Raw genomic sequence first — 15,522 nt, 5'->3', positions numbered from 1 at the left:
GGCCTGGGGCGCGCGCCCCGGGGGCTCGGGGGTGTCCGTACGGGCCCCGGGGCCTTCGTACGCGCCTCGGGGTGTCCGTACGGGCCCCGGGGCCTTCGTGCGGGCCTCGGGAGGCGGCCGTACGGGCCTCGGAGCCGTTCGCCCGGAGTGACGTTTCTCATCGTCCCGAGGCCCCGGCGCGGCGTCGTCCGGGCCTCCGAGCGGCGACTACCTCCCCATCCGTGGCATATGCCATACCGCCGTGCCGGTTCACTCGGTGATCGCCATTCCGCTGCGCCCCGCCGTACCGCTATGGTCGGTGCCCGGCCCTCGGGGGGAGGGAAGGAAACCCAGACCGATGCCCGTACCCGTACCGCGCCAGAGAATCGATTCTCCCGTCGCGGCACCCGGAACGCCCGGCACCACCCACGACCTCACGCTCCTGGTCGTCGAGGACGACCCGGCCGGCGCCCTCGCCGTACCCGAGCTGCTCGACGCGGCCGGGACCCGGGTCCGCATCCGCACCGCCCGCAACCTCACCGAGGCCGAGCGTCTGCTCACCGACGACGTGCACTGCGTCCTCGTCGACCTCGCCCTGCCCGCCCCCCGCGGGGCCGAGGACGACCTGCTCGCACCGCTGCGGCACATCCTGCGGCTCGCGCCGCGGCACGCCGTGCTGGCCCTCGCGGCCTCGGCGGACGCGGAGCTCGCGGCCGAGGCGGTACGCGTCGGGGCGCAGGACCACCTCTTCAAGGAGGAGCTGGACGGGCGGCTGCTGAGCCGCGCCATCCGCTACGCCGTCGAGCGCAAGCGCAACGACGTCGTGAAGATCAAGCTCGCCGAGTCCCGGCTGCGCGCCCAGGAGAACGCCCGGCTGGAGCGCGGGCTGCTGCCCACCCCGCTCCTGGAGGGCTCCGACCTGCGGTTCGCGGCCCGCTACCGGCCCGGCCGGTCCCGCGCGCTGCTCGGCGGCGACTTCTACGACACCGTGCGCACCCCGGACGGCACCGTCCACGCGATGATCGGCGACGTCTGCGGCCACGGCCCGGACGAGGCCGCGCTCGGCGTCGAGCTGCGGATCGCCTGGCGGGCGCTGACCTTCGCGGGGCTGTGCGGGGACGAGCTGCTCTCCACGCTCCAGCAGGTGCTGGAGCACGAGCGGGAGAGCGACGAGATCTTCGCGACCCTGTGCACGGTCGACATCTCGGCGGACGGCCGCCGCGCCGGACTGTGCCTGGCGGGCCACCCCTCGCCGCTGATCGCCCGGCACGGGCGGGTGGCGGAGCTGCTGCCGTACGAGGACGGGGGCCCGGCCCTGGGCCTGCTGCCGCGCGCCCGCTGGCCGCGCCGGCAGGTGGAGCTGGGCGGTTCCTGGAGCCTGCTGATGTACACCGACGGCCTGATCGAGGGCCGCTCGGCGGGGCCGGGCTCGCCGCGGCTCGGCCAGGACGGCATGGTCGAGATGATCAACCGGCAGCTGGCGGCCGGGCTGCGCGGCGAGGAACTCCTCGACGCGGCGGTGACGGAGGTGCGCACGCTGAACGGCGGCGAGCTGACGGACGACGTGGCGGTCCTGGCCCTGGAACGGGACAAGGCCCGGGCGTGAGCCGCCCGGGCCTCGGGTGAGCCGTCTTCTGGGTTACCGGCCGCCGTTGTAGGGGCCGTACGGGCCGTCGCTGCTGGAGCCGCCGCGGCGGCCGCCGCCGGAGACCTGGCGGAGGGCCGGCCGCACGTCGACCATGAAGACGATGGCGGCGATGAGCCCGGCGATCTGCAGGAACAGCATCGGCAGGAGCAGGTTGAGCAGCAGGTTGATGCCGAGCAGGATCAGCCAGAACTTCTTGGTCTGCTTGTCCGCCGCGCGGTACGCGTCCTCGCGCGCCGCGGCGGCGAAGGCGAACGCGGCGACGGCGAAGCCGGTGAAGACCAGGAAGGTCACCAGGGACAGGAGCGAGTCGAAGCCGTTCGCCAACATGCTGAGCACCGCCTAGGTGTGTGGGTGGAGCGCCTCGCGGCCAAGGTACCCGGTACAACGCTCCGGACACCGGGATTGGTGCCCGGACCGGGAACTACTCGCCGCTTTCGGCGGCGACGGCCTTCTTGGCGGGCGTCTTGCGGGTGGTGGTCTTGCGGGCCGGCGCCTTCTTCGCCTCGGGCTCGGCCTCCTCCACCTTCGCTTCAGCCTTCGTCTCGGGCTCGGAGCCGGGCTCGGAGTCGGGCTCGACGACGACGGCGATCTCGGTGAGCTCCTCGGCGGCCTCGCCGCGCCAGGCCTTCACGGCCTCCTCGCCGTGGGCGGCGAGCTCCTCGTACTTCTCGCGGGCCTTGACGGCGTACTCGGCGGCGACGCCGACCCCGCGCAGGGCCAGGTCCTGGGCCTGCTCCCCGAGCTTCTTCAGGTCGGTGTCCAGACCGCCGACCAACTCGGCGAACTTCGCCTGCGCCTTCTCCTGCACCGCCTTCGGGTCCGTGTTGCGCACGGCCTCGATGCGCGCGGGCGCGTCGGCGGCCAGCTGCTCGATGAGCGCGGGCACCTTCTTGGCCTGCTGCGCGGCGAGGTCGGCGGCGCCGGCGGCGAAGTAGAGGGGGGTACGGAGCTCGTCGATGATGGCCATGGTGTGGTCCTCCCGGAGGTTCAGTGCTGCGTGTCGGTGGGCTGCGCCGGCGCCGGCCGATCGGCCGCCTGCTGCTGTGCTTGCTGCTCTGCTTGCTGCGCTTGCTGCTCGGCGGCGTTCTCCTTGCGGAAGGAGTCGTAGATCTGGAGCAGCACCTGCTTCTGCCGCTCGTTGATCGACGGATCGGCCAGGATGACGGCCCGCGTCTCCAGCTCGTCCCGCTCCTGCTCGTCAAGGATCCCGGCCCGCACGTACAGCGTCTCGGCAGAGATCCGCAGCGCCTTGGCGACCTGCTGCAACACCTCGGCACTCGGCTTGCGCAGCCCCCGCTCGATCTGACTCAGATACGGATTCGACACCCCCGCCGCCTCGGCGAGCTGCCGCAGTGACAACTGCGCACTGCGCCGCTGCTCACGGAGGTAGTCACCGAGATTCCCGACGTTGAGTGAAGCCATGCTCCGACCATGCCAGCTTGCGCTAACTATTGCAAGCACCCGCTTGCAATAGTTACGCGCTCACGCCGGCTCTCACGGACCGCCCCGGGAAGGCGCCGGCCGGCGCCGAAACCGGATGACGCTCAAGGCGGCACTGGCCTAGCGTTCCGCGCATGACTTCCCCGGACGGCCACCTCGACGACGAACCCAGCGTGACCATCCGCTGCCAGGACAACCCGTCCGTGGGCGTGACGTTCTGCGACCGATTCAGCTTCGACGCGGACTCCGTGCACTATGCCGTCGAGCTGCGGGCTCCGGGCCTGACCGCTCGGGTCGACGAGGTCGTCGCCTGGATCTGGGACAACGACCTCACCACGTTCTTGGAAGAGCTCGCCGCCGACTACCGGGGATGGGACGGCGAACGAAGCTGGCAAACGGACGACCGAGACCTGACGGTGTCGGGCGTCTTCCGATCCGGCGGCTACGTCGGACTGACCTGGACCCTGCGGCCGTGGCCCCAGGCCGCCGGCGGCTGGGACGCCTCGGTGACCACCTGGCTGGAGGCCGGCGAGCAGATGGCTTCCCTGGCGGCGAACGTCGGGAACTTCCTCGCCGGGGAGCAGCCGTGACATCAGACTTCCGCATCACCTGGAGACTGACCGGGCCAGGATGGGCCGACTGCACCCTTGAGGACCACCGGGCGAAGGCCGAACTCACCGCGTCCTGCATCAGCAGCGCACCCGAGGAGTTCCTGACCGCGGTGGCCCGCCTCGTCGCCGGTGAGGCGGAGACCCGCGCCCAGTTCGAGGCCGAGCCGACCGCCTACCGGTGGATCTTCCACCGCGAAGGCGAGCACGCCTGGATCCGCGTGCTCGAACTGCGCGACGGCCGCGACCACGACAACAGGGGAGTCGACGTCTGGTCGAGCCCGCTCGGCATCCACCAGCTCGCCCGCGCCGTGATCCGCTGCTTCGACGCGGTCGCACAGACCTACGGCGAGAGCGCCTACCGGGGCAAGTGGGGCGAGCACTTCCCCCGAACCGAGCTCGAAGCCCTCAGACGCCTCTGGCAGACGCCGACGTCCCCGTGACATGTAGTCCGTTCGAGGCTGGGGACGTCCGTCAGGTGCCAGGGGCGCAGGGTGAGGCCGGACCGGGTCGGGAGGGTGGGGACGTCAAGGGGCATCCACCGATCCTGCCTCGAAGCGCACGGTGAGGTGCGGCGCCAGCGCGTGGAGGAAGTCGGGCGCGTCGAAGAGGGCGCCGGCCGCGTGGACGCCCGCCGTCGGGCGGCCGGACTCGGGGTCCGTGAGGAGGCGGGCGACCGCCTCCACCGCCAGCGGCGCCGTCACCGCGTAGATGTCCCGGCCGGAGGCCACCGCCCGCCGCTCCTGCCCGCCCGCGCGGACCCGCACGTCGACCAGGAAGCGCTGCGCGGAGCGGCCCGCCGGGTCGGCCGGGTCCGGGACCGGCGGCGGGGTGTCGGCGGTGGCCAGGTCACCGGCCGCCTCCACCGTCATCAGGGTGCGCACCTCGCGGACCGCGAGGTGGCTCGGCACCGTGACGACGTCCGCCATCGTGAACTCGTCGATCACCGCCCGCCGCCCCAGCGGCTCCGGAAAGCCCCACTCGCGCGTCGGCGGGGTCCCGTCCCGGTGCTGGAGCCGCCCGTCCGTGAACACCAGGCGCCGGCCGCCGCGCCGCTCGCGCGAGGCGGCGCCGGCGGCGCGGGTGCCCGCCGTGGGGTGCCAGCTGTCCAGGCCGTACGCGACCCGTACCTCGTCCGCCTCCGTCCACTCCCCCATCGCCGCCGTCACCAGCAGGTCGCCGAGACCGCCGTAGAACGCCATCGCCGGCAGCACGACCGTCCCCGCCGCCCGGGCCGGCTCGTCGAAGCGGGCGAAGGTGTCGGCGTTCGCCTCGATCTCCGCCGCCACGTCCACGTACGGGATCCCGGCCCGCAGCGCCGCCTCGACCAGCGGGGCGGCGGTCGTCGCGAACGGGCCCGCGCAGTTGATCACGGCCGCCGTGCCCGCCAGCGCCCGGTCGAGCGCCTCCGGCTCGTCGACCGCGGCCGCCCGGACCGGGAGCCCGTCGCCCGACTCCGCCGCCAGCTCCTTCAGCTTCCGCTCGTCGCGGCCCGCGAGCACCGGGGCGAACCCGCGCTCCCGCAGCTCCGCCACCACGAACCGGCCCGTGTGCCCGTACGCGCCGTACACGACCACGGTCCGCTGCTCTTCGCTCAGGTTCTCTGCGCTGATGTGTGCTTCGCTCATGACGCCATCCTGGCCACCGCCGACCCGCCGCCGTGAGTGTCGGAAACGACGTGACCCGAACAGATTCCGACATGGCTGCCGGACGGCGCTCAGGCTCCGCTCACGCGCCCACGTAGTCCGCCAGGTGCCGGCCGGTGAGGGTGGAGCGGGCGGCGACCAGGTCGGCCGGGGTGCCCTCGAAGACGATCCGGCCGCCGTCGTGGCCGGCGCCCGGGCCCAGGTCGATGATCCAGTCGGCGTGCGCCATGACCGCCTGGTGGTGCTCGACGACGATGACGGACTTGCCGGAGTCGACGAGCCGGTCGAGCAGGCCGAGGAGCTGTTCGACGTCGGCGAGGTGCAGGCCGGCGGTCGGCTCGTCCAGCACGTAGATCCCGCCCTTGTCGCCCATGTGCGTGGCCAGCTTGAGGCGCTGGCGCTCGCCGCCCGACAGCGTGGTCAGCGGCTGACCCACCGTCAGGTAGCCGAGGCCGACGTCGACCAGGCGCTCCAGGATGCGGTGCGCGGCCGGGGTGCGGGCCTCGCCCGCGCCGAAGAACTCCTCCGCATCGGCCACCGACATCTCCAGGACCTCGGCGATGTTCCGCCCGCCGAAGCGGTATTCGAGCACCGAGGCCTGGAAGCGCTTGCCCTCGCACTCCTCGCAGACCGTCGCCACCCCGGCCATCATCGCCAGGTCGGTGTAGATCACCCCGGCCCCGTTGCACGTCGGGCAGGCGCCCTCCGAATTCGCGCTGAACAGCGCCGGCTTGACCCCGTTGGCCTTGGCGAAGGCCTTGCGGATCGGTTCGAGCAGCCCGGTGTACGTGGCGGGGTTGCTGCGCCGCGAGCCTCGGATGGGGCCCTGGTCGACCGAGATGACGCCCGCGCCGGCCGGAATCGACCCGTGCACCAGGGAGCTCTTGCCGGAACCGGCGACACCGGTGACCACGGCCAGCACCCCGAGCGGCACGTCGACGTCGACGTCCTGGAGGTTGTTGGCGTGGGCGCCGCGGATCTCCAGGGCGCCGGTGGGCGTGCGCACCTCGTCCTTGATCTTGGCGCGGTCGCCGAAGTGCCGGCCGGTGACCGTGCCGCTCTTGCGCAGCCCCGCCACCGTCCCCTCGAAGCAGACGCTGCCACCGGCCGAGCCGGCGCCCGGGCCGAGGTCGACCACGTGGTCGGCGATCGCGATCGTCTCCGGCTTGTGCTCCACCACCAGGACCGTGTTGCCCTTGTCGCGCAGCCGCAGCAGCAGGTCGTTCATCCGCTGGATGTCGTGCGGGTGCAGGCCGGTGGTCGGCTCGTCGAAGACGTAGGTGACGTCGGTGAGCGAGGAGCCGAGGTGCCGGATCATCTTGACCCGCTGCGCCTCGCCGCCGGACAGCGTGCCGGAGGGCCGGTCGAGCGCCAGATAGCCGAGGCCGATCTCCACGAAGGAGTCGAGGGTCTGCTGGAGGGTGGCGAGCAGCGGCGCCACGGAGGGCTCGTCGATGCCGCGCACCCACTCGGCGAGGTCGCTGATCTGCATCGCGCACGCGTCGGCGATGCTCACCTTGCCGATCTTCGAGGAGCGGGCCCCCTCGTTGAGCCGGGTGCCCTCGCAGTCCGGGCAGGTGGTGAAGGTGACGGCGCGCTCCACGAAGGCGCGGACGTGCGGCTGGAGGGAGTCGACGTCCTTGGACAGCATCGACTTCTGGAGCTTGGGGATCAGGCCCTCGTAGGTGAGGTTGATGCCCTCGACCTTGATCTTGGTGGGCTCGCGGTACAGCAGGTCGTTCAGCTCGCGCTTGGTGTAGCGGCGGATCGGCTTGTCCATGTCGAAGTAGCCGCTGCCGCTGAAGATCCGCCCGTACCACCCGTCCATCGTGTAGCCGGGAATGGTCAGCGCGCCCTCGGCGAGGGACTTCGAGTCGTCGTACAGCGCGGTGAGGTCGATGTCGGAGACGGTGCCGCGGCCCTCGCAGCGGGCGCACATGCCGCCGGTGATCGAGAACGTGCGCTTCTCCTTGACCGTACGGCCGCCCTTCTCGACCGAGACGGCGCCGGCGCCGCTGATGGAGGCGACGTTGAAGGAGAAGGCCTTGGGGCCGCCGATGTGCGGCTCGCCGAGGCGGCTGAAGAGGATCCGCAGCATCGCGTTGGCGTCGGTGGCGGTGCCGACGGTGGAGCGCGGGTCGCCGCCCATCCGCTGCTGGTCGACGGTGATGGCGGTGGTCAGTCCGTCGAGGACGTCGACCTCGGGGCGGGCGAGGGAGGGCATGAAGCCCTGGACGAAGGCGCTGTACGTCTCGTTGATCAGCCGCTGCGACTCGGCGGCGATGGTGTCGAAGACCAGGGAGCTCTTGCCGGAGCCCGAGACGCCCGTGAACACCGTGAGGCGGCGCTTGGGGATCTCGATGCTGACGTCCTTCAGGTTGTTCTCCCGCGCGCCGTGCACGCGGATCAGATCGTGGCTGTCGGCGGCGTGCGGCTTGGTCATCGTCTCTCCCTGCGGCCCCGTGTCGTGTCCTGGGAGCCAGGCTAGGCGCGGGCCCGGCGCCGTGCTTCTCGATTCCTGCTCACCTGTGGAAAACCTGCTGCCTGTGGACAACTCCGGGCCCCGGTGGGCGTCGCGTGCCATCCTGGGGCCTGTGACGCCACCACCCTCCCTCGATGACCTGGTCAGACTGCGGCGGGCCCGGGACATGATGGACCGGGACTACGCGGAGCCGCTGGACGTGCCGGCCCTGGCGCGGGCCGCGCTGATGTCGGCGGGGCACTTCCAGCGCAGCTTCCGGGCCGCGTACGGGGAGACGCCGTACAGCTACCTCATGACCCGCCGGGTCGAGCGGGCGAAGGCGCTGCTGCGGCGGGGCGACCTGAGCGTGACGGAGGTCTGCTTCGCGGTGGGGTGTACGTCGCTGGGGTCGTTCAGCACGCGGTTCACGGAGCTGGTCGGGGAGAGCCCGAGTGCGTACCGGGCGCGCGACCACGAGGCGGGCGAGCCGATCCCGGCGTGCGTGGCGAAGTTCCTGACCCGCCCGACGCGGGCGAGACCTCCGGAGGAGGCGGCGGCGGGGGAGGGAGAACGGGTCGGGAAGGAAGAACCGGCCGGGGACGGAGAACGGGCCGGGAAGGGCGAACCGGCCGGGAAGGGGTAACGGGCGGGGGCGGAGAACAGATCAGGAACGGAGAAGCGGAAAGCGAGCCGTCCTCGTAGCGTCGTCGGCATGACGAACACCATCAATCTCGCCCAGTGCTTCATCGCCGTCGACGACCACGACAAGGCGCTCGCCTTCTACCGCGACGCCCTCGGCCTGGAGGTGCGCAACGACGTCTCCTTCGAGGGCATGCGGTGGGTGACCGTCGGCTCCCCCACCCAGCCGGACGTGGAGATCGTCCTGGAGCCCCCGCTGGCCGACCCGAACGCCCCCGCCGCCGACCGCCAGGCCGCCGCGGAGCTCCTCGCGAAGGGGATGCTGCGGGGGGTCATCTTCCGCACGGACGACGTGGACGCCACCTTCGAGCGCGTCCGCGCTGCGGGCGGCGAGGTCCTCCAGGAGCCCATGGACCAGCCGTACGGCGTCCGCGACTGCGCCTTCCGCGACCCGGCGGGCAACATGCTCCGCTTCAACCAGCCGCGCGCCTGATCCTCCTCGCGGGCACGGGGCCCTCGACGAGCCGGTCAGCCGGACGCGAGGGCCCACAGCGCGAGCCCGAGGAAGACCGGGAGGGCCACGAGGCCGGTGACGAGGAACCGTCCCGGCACCGTGAGCCGCCGCACGGCGGGCGTGCAGGCGACGACCGCCGGCAGCGCCACGGCGGGCACCCCGGCCGGCGCGGCCCGCACCAGGAGCTCGCCGGCGGATTCACCTCCGGCGAGCATCACGAAGGCCAGCAGCCCGAACCCGTGGAGCACCAGCACCACGACCCCCCAGACCACACCGGCCACGACCGCGACCCCCGTGCCCCGTCCCCCGGACGCCGGCCGGGCGGCTCCGTACAGCCGCGCGTAGGTCTGCGGGTTCATGGGCCGGGCTCCTTCGGCGCGGACGTCAAAACGGGCTGGGCGTACGGGGTGGCTCCCCCGGACGCCCTCATCCTGCCCCCGGCCCGACGCCACCACCTGAGCATCGGCACTCATCCCCCGGGCGCCCCGCTACTCAGCCGTGCCCGGCGAGCCAGTGGCGTACCGCCGTGTAGTCCTGCTCCGTGAGGCCCGTTCGCGGGTCGACGCGGTGGAGGAGGGTGGGCGCGGGGTGGTGGGTGTGGGTCCAGGTGCGGTCGGCGGGGGTGATCTCGTCGTCGAGCCAGACGTACGGGCGCCCGGCGGCCCAGGCGGCGAGGGGCCGGGTCTTCCAGTGCAGGCCGTCCTCGGGGGCGTCCTCGTCCGGCCAGTCGACCACCGGCAGGGCCGGCAGGCCGAGGCGGGGGGCGAGGACCTCGTTGGCGTCGGAGGCCCAGGTGGTCGCCCAGACCGGATCACCGCCGAGGGCGGCGAGCCGGGCGCCGTGTGCCGGGTCGACGCGGTCGAGGAGCGGGTGGGCGCCCGGCGCCGGGTGCGGGGCGTACGAGGGGTGGGGGCCCGGGCCGCCGAAGGGGAGGAGGGGGCCGTCGACGTCGAGGAAGATCAGGGGGCGCATGTACCCAGCGTCGCGCACCCCGGGGCCGGTATCGTCCGCAACGGAACGGTTCTCGTTAGGCTGGCGGCATGACTGCCATGGCGCCCACCCGGACCGAGCCCGATCTCTCCTACCTGCTCGATCACACGAGTCACGTGCTGCGCACGCAGATGGCCGCCCGGCTCGGGGAGATCGGGCTGACCGCGCGGATGCACTGCGTCCTCGTGCACGCGCTGGAGGAGGAGCGGACGCAGGCGCAGCTCGCCGAGCTCGGGGACATGGACAAGACGACGATGGTGGTCACCGTCGACGCGCTGGAGAAGGCCGGGCTCGCCGAGCGGCGGCCGTCCAGCCGGGACCGACGGGCGCGGATCATCGCCGTGACCGAGGCGGGGGCGGAGGTCGCCGCACGGAGTCAGCGGATCGTCGACGAGGTGCACCAGGACGCCCTGGGCTCGCTGCCCGACGAGGAGCGCAGGGTGCTGCTCAGTGCGCTGAACCGGCTGGTCACCGGGCATCTGGAGACCCCCGTCGAGGGGCCGCGCTCAGCGCGCCGGGCCCGCCAGAAGGGCTGACCCCGGGACGAACCCCTCCACCATCGATCCGAGATAGATGGTCTGCAACAAAACTATCTGCTAGCGTCCTACCTGTCGCCACACCCGACAGGAGAACCGCCATGCGCCCGTCCCTCCGCCCCGCCTCCCCCCGTCTCACCTCCCGCTGGACCGCCCTCGGCGTCCTCGCCACCGCCCTCCTCATGACCGTCCTCGACGGCAGCATCGTCACCGTGGCCATGCCCGCCATCCAGGCCGACCTGGGCTTCACCCCCACCGGACTCAGCTGGGTCGTCAACGCCTACCTCATCGCCTTCGGCGCCCTGCTCCTGCTCGCCGGCCGGCTCGGCGACCTCCTCGGGCGCAAGCGGATGTTCCTCGCCGGGACCGGCGTCTTCACCGCCGCCTCCCTCCTCGCCGGCGTCGCCGCCTCCCCCGCCGTCCTGATCGCCGCCCGCTTCCTCCAGGGCGTCGGCAGCGCCATGGCCTCCGCCGTCAGCCTCGGCATCCTCGTCACGCTCTTCACCGAGCCCCGCGAACGCGCCAAGGCCATCGCCGTGTTCAGCTTCACCGGCGCCGCGGGCGCCTCCATCGGCCAGGTCGCGGGCGGACTGCTCACCGACGCCCTGTCCTGGAACTGGATCTTCTTCATCAACCTCCCCATCGGCCTCGCCGCGCTCCTGCTCGCGCTCCCCGCGCTGCCCGCCGACCGCCCGGCCGCCGACCGCCCGGCCGCCCCCGCCGGGCCGCGCGGCGGCGCCGACGCGCTCGGCGCCCTGCTCGTCACCTCCGGCCTCACCACCGGCATCTACACCGTCGTCACCCTCGGGGAGCACGGCGCCGCCTCCGCCCGCACCCTCGGCCTCGGAGTGCTCGCGCTCGTCCTCCTCGCCGGCTTCCTCGTCCGCCAGGCGACGGCCGCGACGCCCCTCATGCCGCTGCGGATCCTGCGCTCCCGGGCCGTCGCCGCGGCCAACCTCGTGCAGATGCTGATGGTGGCCGCGCTGTTCTCCTTCCAGATCCTGGTCGCGCTCTACCTCCAGAAGGTGCTCGGTTACGGGGCCGCCGAGACGGGTCTCGCGATGCTGCCGGCCGCCGTCGTGATCGGCGTCGTCTCGCTGGGCCTCTCGGCCCGCCTGATCGCGCGCTTCGGCGAGCGGAACGTGCTCCTCACCGGCCTCGTCCTGCTCACCGGCGTCCTCGGCCTGCTCGCCCGGGTGCCGGTGCGCGCCTCCTACGCCGTCGACCTGCTTCCCGTGATGCTGCTCGCCGCCGGTTTCGGCCTCGCGCTGCCCGCGCTCACCGGACTCGCCATGTCGGGCGCCCGGGAGGCGGACGCGGGCCTCGCCTCCGGCCTGTTCAACACCACCCAGCAGATCGGCATGGCCCTCGGCGTCGCCGTCCTCTCCACCCTGGCCGCCCACCGCACCGCGTCCCTCACCGCCGCCGGCCGGCCCGCCCCCGAGGCCCTGACCGGCGGCTACCACCTCGCCTTCGCGGTCGGCGCCGGACTGCTCGTCGCCGCCTTCGCGGTCGCCCTGGTCCTCCTGCGGCGCACCCCGCGCGAACCCGCCGCCCGCACGCGCCGCGCCCCCGTCACCGTATGAACGTCGCCACGTGAACGACCCCCCAGTACCGATGCCCAGGACCGACCACCAGTACCGACCCCCAGGACCTCCCGGCCCCTCAGCGCGCGAGCTCGGCCGGGAGGCCTTCCGCCAGGCTCCGGAACGCCTCCCGGGTCGCCGCCACCGCCGCCGGGAACAGCTCCTCCACCGGCTCCCCCGCCTCGACCCGCCGCACGTTCTCGTGCGCCAGGACCCGCAGCACGGCCACGATCTGCGCCGCCGCGAGCCGGGCCGCCAAGGGGTCCGTACCGCCGAGGGCCGTCGCGAGGGCCTCCTCCGAACGGGCCTGGTACGCGGCCATGCGGGCGACCAGCGCCGGGGTGCCGTACAGCAGGCGCAGGAAGGCGAGCACGCGCGGGTCGTCGTTCAGGCCGGTCACCGGGTCGCGGCGCTCCAGGCCCGCGAGGACGTGGTCGCGCAGGGCCGCGAGGGGCGCGGTGCCGGCGGCGCGGGCCGCGGCCACCACCCGGGCCGGCTCGTCCTCGTGGTCGGCGAAGCGGTGGAGGGCCAGGTCCTCCTTGGCCGGGAAGTAGCGGAACAGCGTCGGCTTCGACACCTCCGCCGCCGCCGCGATCTCGGCGACCGACACCGCGTCGAAGCCGCGCTCCAGGAACAGCGCGACGGCCGTGTCCGAGAGCGTCTGCCGCGTCCGCTCCTTCTTCAGCTCCCGAAGCCCGCTCACGGTCACCCCTTCACGTTCGCACGTCGGATCCCCATCGGGGATCAGAAGATGTCCATGCTCCACGGTCGGCGCGGGGAACGCAGCAGCAGGTCCGCCCGGGCCGCCGCCCCGGCCACCGCCTCCTCGATCCGGCCGAGGGTCGCGAGCCGCACCGCCGACTCGTCGCCGAGCGCCAGCGTCGCCAGCTCGGCCACGTCCAGGACCAGGTCGGGTGCCGCGCTCGTCGGGGCGCAGGCACCACCGGACGGGGAGGCGTCGAGCCGGAAGCGCCCGTTCGCGTAACCGGCGGCGTCCCTCACCTCCAGGACGAGGGTGCCCTCCGTCGCGTACGTCCGCGGCTCGAAGACCTTCGGCACGTCCAGGACCCGCAGCCACAGCATGTCCGTGTGGGTGAGCACCTGCGCCGCGCGCGGGTCCGGGAGCAGCAGCGGCAGCACGTCGTCGGGCGCGCGGAAGCCGGTGCGCACCTTGGTGATCCAGTCGACGGAGCAGACGAAGCGCCACAGGGCGCGCTCGGCGGCCGGGGTGACCGCGATCAGGTCGCGCACGCTCGCCGTGTTGCCCGGCTGCTTCTGGTCGCTCCAGTTGTCGTCGGAGGTGTACGCGACATAGCCCTCGACCTCGCCGGCCTCCGAGCGGTAGACGGCGTAGAAGGGCTCGGTCCAGGGGCGCACGTGGTACGCGTTGCCGGTACCGACGTCCCAGGCGCGCGGCGTCCGGTCGGTGATCCCGGCGCGCTGCGCGGCGAGCCGGCGGTGCAGCTCCGGACCCTCCTTGCGGATCTCGGCGCCGTCGGCGAGGTCGATGCGCCCGCCGCCGTCCGCCTCGCCCGGCCCGGACCAGCGGCGGTCGAGGCCCGAGCGGGTCACGTCGACCAGCCACTGGGTGATCCAGCTGGCGACCCCGTACCCGAACCGTCCGTAGATCGGGTACTCGGCGGCGATCAGCGTCGCGCACGCGTCACCGCGCTCCCTCGCGAGCGCCAGGTCGTCCGCCATCATGCCGCTGAGCAGGCCGCGCCTGCGGTGGGTCGGGGAGACGGTCACGCCGCTGACCGCGTTCGCGGCGAGGTCCGCGCCGCCGACCGTGGAGAGCCGCTGGTCGAAGGACTGGAAGGTGGCGACCAGCCGGCCGCGGTCGAAGGCGCCGTAGGTACGGGAGAGGTCGGTGTGCGGCAGCCGGTCGGCGACCTCCTCGTCCGCGACCACCGGCGGGGCGAGGAAGCCGACGCGCTTGGCCACCAGCCAGGCGCGGAACTCGGACTCGTCGATCGGGCGCACCTCAAGACTCATCCTTCGAGGCTATGCGGGCGCGCCCGACGGCCGCACGCGAGTTTTCCCGCGCGGGGCACGTCCGGTGCCTTGTCCCGCGCGGGCACGTCCGGGGGCCACGACCGGAGGCCACGACCAGAGGCGACCACCGGAAGGTGCGCCCTGAGGGTCCACCCTGAGGGTCCGCCCTGAGGACGCGCGTGAGGGCGGGTGTGCCGGGGGCGGCCGGCACTCAGGCCAGCAGGTCGTCGACCTGGGCCTCGCCCTCGCGGTAGCGGCGGGCGATCTCCGCGCTGCAGTCGTCGGCGGTCCGCTGGAGCTGCTGACGGCGGCGCGACACCTGCTGCTCGTAGCCCGCGAGCCGGCCCATCGCCCGGTGCAGTTCCTCGTCCGTGCGCGCGGTGAGGTCGGACAGCTCGACCTCCGAGAGCATCTCGGACGCCAGCCGCCGGTACTCCTCGCTGCGCGGCGTCGACAGCGTCACGTGCCGCGCCGAACGGGCCGCCGCCCCGGGCCGCGACGGCGTGTCCGCGAGGATCTCCGACAGGCGGTCGACGACGGGCGTCTCCGGGTCGGTGCGCCGGGCCAGCTCGGCCCGCAGGATGTCGATCCGGCCCTGCAGCATCCGCCGTACGTAGCTGAGGTCGGCCTCGTCGCCCTGCGCGTCGCGGCGCAGCGCGCGCAGCTCGGGCAGCCGCAGCCCCCCGAGGTCGGGCTGCGCCCCGTCGTCCGGCGACAGCTCCGGCTCGGCGGTCCGCTGCACGGGCGGGCGGCCGCCCGCCGACGTGGTGGCAGTGGTGGTCATCGTGGTCAGCGGTACGGGACCGGACGGCGTGGGCCCGGTGCCAGAAGCACTCATGAGAATCGTCCCCTCGACCGGTGCGGTCGGCCGCACCGCCTGACACGCATGGTGCCACTGCGGACCCGGCGGACGCAGGCGCTCTGCACCCGTTCGGCCCTCCCCGTGTCGGTCGATGGGCCGATCGGTAGGTTGGTCCCCATGCGAGCAGTGGTGCAGAGGGTCGACGGCGCGAGCGTCGTCGTCGCAGGGGAGACCGTCGGCGAGATCGTCGGCGAGGGCCTGTGCGTGTTGGTCGGGGTGACCCACGACGACACCCCCGAGAAGGCGGCGCAATTGGCCAGAAAGCTCTGGTCCGTCCGGGTGCTGGAGGGCGAGAAGTCCTGCTCCGACGTGAACGCGCCGTTGCTCGTCATCTCGCAGTTCACCCTGTACGGCGACGCCCGCAAGGGCCGCCGCCCCACCTGGAACGCCGCCGCGCCCGGCCCGGTCGCCGAGCCCCTGGTCGACGAGGTGGTGGCCCAGCTGCGACAGCTGGGCGCGCGTGTGGAGACGGGCCGGTTCGGCGCGGACATGCGGGTCTCGCTCACGAACCACGGCCCGTTCACGGTCCTCGTCGAGGTCTGACGGCCCGGCTCCGGAGCAGCGTCGGGAGCCGGGAACCGGGAGCCGCACGGTTCAGTGCTCCGGGCTCACGGCTCA

At 73.3% G+C, this 15,522-nt stretch carries 18 protein-coding genes; 8 read left to right on the top strand and 10 right to left on the bottom strand.

Annotated features, from left to right (window positions below; all coding sequences use genetic code 11):
- Positions 1-337: 337 nt before the first annotated feature.
- The gene (locus ACIGW2_RS00355; RefSeq protein ID WP_356061550.1) at positions 338-1,585 is read left to right on the top strand and encodes a fused response regulator/phosphatase; all 1,248 of its coding nucleotides are present in this window, start codon (positions 338-340) and stop codon (positions 1,583-1,585) included.
- A 33-nt stretch (positions 1,586-1,618) separates the two neighbouring features.
- Here ACIGW2_RS00355 and ACIGW2_RS00350 read toward each other — a convergent pair whose 3' ends face one another.
- From ACIGW2_RS00350 to ACIGW2_RS00340, 3 genes are all read right to left on the bottom strand, one after another.
- Positions 1,619-1,954: a DUF2516 family protein gene (locus ACIGW2_RS00350; RefSeq protein WP_361587597.1), complete on the bottom strand. Its 336-nt coding sequence runs from the start codon at positions 1,952-1,954 to the stop codon at positions 1,619-1,621.
- Positions 1,955-2,048: 94 nt separating this feature from the next.
- Entirely contained in the window at positions 2,049-2,594 is a 546-nt protein-coding gene (locus ACIGW2_RS00345) for a hypothetical protein (RefSeq protein ID WP_399840379.1), read from the bottom strand.
- 20 nt (positions 2,595-2,614) lie between these two features.
- Complete coding sequence (locus ACIGW2_RS00340) at positions 2,615-3,049, bottom strand: helix-turn-helix domain-containing protein (RefSeq protein WP_399840377.1); 435 nt, start codon at positions 3,047-3,049, stop codon at positions 2,615-2,617.
- Positions 3,050-3,201: 152 nt separating this feature from the next.
- Between ACIGW2_RS00340 and ACIGW2_RS00335 the strand changes: the two genes are divergently transcribed.
- Both ACIGW2_RS00335 and ACIGW2_RS00330 read left to right on the top strand, forming a co-directional pair.
- Complete coding sequence (locus ACIGW2_RS00335; RefSeq protein ID WP_399840375.1) at positions 3,202-3,657, top strand: DUF6228 family protein; 456 nt, start codon at positions 3,202-3,204, stop codon at positions 3,655-3,657.
- Positions 3,654-4,118, top strand: a complete 465-nt coding sequence (locus tag ACIGW2_RS00330; protein WP_391652879.1) for a hypothetical protein — start codon at positions 3,654-3,656, stop codon at positions 4,116-4,118. The genes ACIGW2_RS00335 and ACIGW2_RS00330 overlap by 4 nt, the downstream gene beginning before the upstream one ends.
- Positions 4,119-4,202: 84 nt before the next feature.
- Here ACIGW2_RS00330 and ACIGW2_RS00325 read toward each other — a convergent pair whose 3' ends face one another.
- Positions 4,203-5,303 (bottom strand): saccharopine dehydrogenase family protein, encoded by a 1,101-nt coding sequence (locus tag ACIGW2_RS00325; RefSeq protein ID WP_399840374.1) that lies wholly within the window; start codon positions 5,301-5,303, stop codon positions 4,203-4,205.
- Positions 5,304-5,403: 100 nt separating this feature from the next.
- Entirely contained in the window at positions 5,404-7,764 is a 2,361-nt protein-coding gene (locus ACIGW2_RS00320; RefSeq protein WP_399840373.1) for an ATP-binding cassette domain-containing protein, read from the bottom strand.
- 205 nt (positions 7,765-7,969) lie between these two features.
- Here ACIGW2_RS00320 and ACIGW2_RS00315 point away from each other — a divergent pair, with 205 nt between their 5' ends.
- Positions 7,970-8,425 carry a helix-turn-helix transcriptional regulator gene (locus ACIGW2_RS00315; protein ID WP_399840910.1) on the top strand — a complete coding sequence of 152 codons (456 nt, stop codon included), beginning with the start codon at positions 7,970-7,972 and terminating at the stop codon, positions 8,423-8,425.
- A gap of 69 nt (positions 8,426-8,494) precedes the next feature.
- Positions 8,495-8,914, top strand: a complete 420-nt coding sequence (locus tag ACIGW2_RS00310; RefSeq protein ID WP_356061568.1) for a VOC family protein — start codon at positions 8,495-8,497, stop codon at positions 8,912-8,914.
- A 35-nt stretch (positions 8,915-8,949) separates the two neighbouring features.
- On the opposite strand, the gene ACIGW2_RS00305 is transcribed toward ACIGW2_RS00310, so the two are convergent.
- Both ACIGW2_RS00305 and ACIGW2_RS00300 read right to left on the bottom strand, forming a co-directional pair.
- Positions 8,950-9,294, bottom strand: coding sequence for a hypothetical protein (locus tag ACIGW2_RS00305; RefSeq protein ID WP_399840371.1), 345 nt, complete (start codon positions 9,292-9,294; stop codon positions 8,950-8,952).
- A 133-nt stretch (positions 9,295-9,427) separates the two neighbouring features.
- Entirely contained in the window at positions 9,428-9,907 is a 480-nt protein-coding gene (locus ACIGW2_RS00300; RefSeq protein WP_399840370.1) for an HAD domain-containing protein, read from the bottom strand.
- A gap of 68 nt (positions 9,908-9,975) precedes the next feature.
- Here ACIGW2_RS00300 and ACIGW2_RS00295 point away from each other — a divergent pair, with 68 nt between their 5' ends.
- Positions 9,976-10,461: a MarR family transcriptional regulator gene (locus tag ACIGW2_RS00295; RefSeq protein ID WP_361587495.1), complete on the top strand. Its 486-nt coding sequence runs from the start codon at positions 9,976-9,978 to the stop codon at positions 10,459-10,461.
- A gap of 101 nt (positions 10,462-10,562) precedes the next feature.
- Positions 10,563-12,047, top strand: coding sequence for an MFS transporter (locus tag ACIGW2_RS00290; protein ID WP_399840369.1), 1,485 nt, complete (start codon positions 10,563-10,565; stop codon positions 12,045-12,047).
- Positions 12,048-12,126: 79 nt separating this feature from the next.
- Here ACIGW2_RS00290 and ACIGW2_RS00285 read toward each other — a convergent pair whose 3' ends face one another.
- The 3 genes from ACIGW2_RS00285 to ACIGW2_RS00275 form a co-directional block, all read right to left on the bottom strand.
- Complete coding sequence (locus tag ACIGW2_RS00285) at positions 12,127-12,756, bottom strand: TetR/AcrR family transcriptional regulator (RefSeq protein WP_399840368.1); 630 nt, start codon at positions 12,754-12,756, stop codon at positions 12,127-12,129.
- Between the two features lie 35 nt (positions 12,757-12,791).
- Positions 12,792-14,042 carry a GNAT family N-acetyltransferase gene (locus ACIGW2_RS00280; protein WP_399840367.1) on the bottom strand — a complete coding sequence of 417 codons (1,251 nt, stop codon included), beginning with the start codon at positions 14,040-14,042 and terminating at the stop codon, positions 12,792-12,794.
- Between the two features lie 211 nt (positions 14,043-14,253).
- The gene (locus ACIGW2_RS00275; RefSeq protein ID WP_399840366.1) at positions 14,254-14,880 is read right to left on the bottom strand and encodes an ABC transporter substrate-binding protein; all 627 of its coding nucleotides are present in this window, start codon (positions 14,878-14,880) and stop codon (positions 14,254-14,256) included.
- Positions 14,881-15,021: 141 nt separating this feature from the next.
- Here ACIGW2_RS00275 and dtd point away from each other — a divergent pair, with 141 nt between their 5' ends.
- Positions 15,022-15,447 (top strand): D-aminoacyl-tRNA deacylase, encoded by a 426-nt coding sequence (gene dtd / locus ACIGW2_RS00270; protein ID WP_356061586.1) that lies wholly within the window; start codon positions 15,022-15,024, stop codon positions 15,445-15,447.
- Positions 15,448-15,522: the final 75 nt, after the last annotated feature.

The sequence above is a fragment of the Streptomyces sp. NPDC053541 genome (assembly GCF_044544705.1).
Classification (GTDB): Bacteria; Actinomycetota; Actinomycetes; order Streptomycetales; family Streptomycetaceae; genus Streptomyces.
Note: the sequence above shows the minus strand (reverse complement) of the source record. Positions and strands in the feature narration are given on the sequence as shown.